Origin of the sequence: Streptomyces sp. NPDC014991, assembly GCF_043080665.1 — a bacterium.
In the GTDB taxonomy this organism is placed as follows: domain Bacteria; phylum Actinomycetota; class Actinomycetes; order Streptomycetales; family Streptomycetaceae; genus Streptomyces.
The window spans coordinates 1-1,094 of the sequence record NZ_JBIBVY010000066.1 but is presented as its reverse complement, the minus strand read 5'-3'; the positions used below and the strand labels follow the sequence as shown (position 1 = coordinate 1,094).

Sequence of the window (1,094 nt, the reverse complement as noted above, 5' to 3'; positions counted from 1 at the left end):
GCCCCACGGGTACGGGCGTCGACCACCGTCACCGCCGGCACCTCACCGGAACCCGGCACAGACGGCAACTCACTCCACTCCACCCGGAACAGCGCATCCGAACCGGCCGCCGTGGTCAACTGCTCGGCCGAGAGCGGTCGCAGTGTGACCGTCTCGGCGGTCACGACCGCTCCGCCGGCCTCGTCGGCGGCCTGGACCGCCAGCACACCGGGAGCGGTCCGGAGGAGCCGCACGCGCAGCGCCGTGGCGCCCTCCGCGTGCAGCGCCAGCCCGTGCCACTCCAGTGGCTGCCACACCTGCTCGTCGTCCGTCGCCGTGAGCTCCAGCAGCGCCGGGTGCAGGGCGGCTTCCAGCAGCGCCGGGTGGATGCCGAACCGGGCCGCCGCGTCCCGCTGCCCGTCCGGCAGCACGACCTCGGCGAACAGTTCGTCACCGCGCCGCCAGACCGCCCGCAGGCCCTGGAGGACGGGACCGTACTCGTAACCGTGCCGGAGCAGTCGCTCCTCCGCGCCCGAGAGGTCCTCGGGCTGGGCGCCGGGCGGGGGCCATGCGGTGAAGTCGAAGGTCTCAGCGGCAGCGGGCCCCGTGCTCAGCGTGCCGGTGGCATGCCGGGTCCAGGCGTCGGCACCGACGTCACCGACGGCGTCCTCCCTCGCGGAGTGGATCACCAACGGACGGCGGCCTTCCGCGTCGGGCGCCTCGACGGTGACCTGGACACGAACGCCGCCCTGTTCGGGAACGACCAGCGGGGCCTCGATGACGAGTCGCTCCACCGCACCGCAGCCGACCTCGTCACCGGCGCGCACGGCGAGCTCGACCAGCCCGGTGCCGGGCACGAGAACCACTCCCCCGATGGCGTGGTCGGCCAGCCAGGAGTGGGTGCGCAGGGACAGCCGGGAAGTGAGGACCAGCCCGTCCGACTGCGGCAACTGGACCACCGCACCCAGCAGCGGGTGGTCCGCCGTGCTCTGGCCGAGCGCGACCGCGTCGGTGGCGGGAGCCATCCGCAGCCAGTAGTGCTGGTGGTCGAAGGCGTACGTCGGCAGGTCCACGTGGGTGTCGGTGGCCCCCTCGGGAAGCACCGCCGCCCAGTC

Annotated in this window: 1 protein-coding gene; it reads right to left on the bottom strand. The window is 73.9% G+C overall.

Annotation, left to right across the window (positions count from 1 at the left end):
- On the bottom strand, positions 1-1,094 hold a 1,094-nt coding region (locus ACF1BE_RS35085), incomplete at both ends, for a polyketide synthase dehydratase domain-containing protein (protein WP_392203035.1).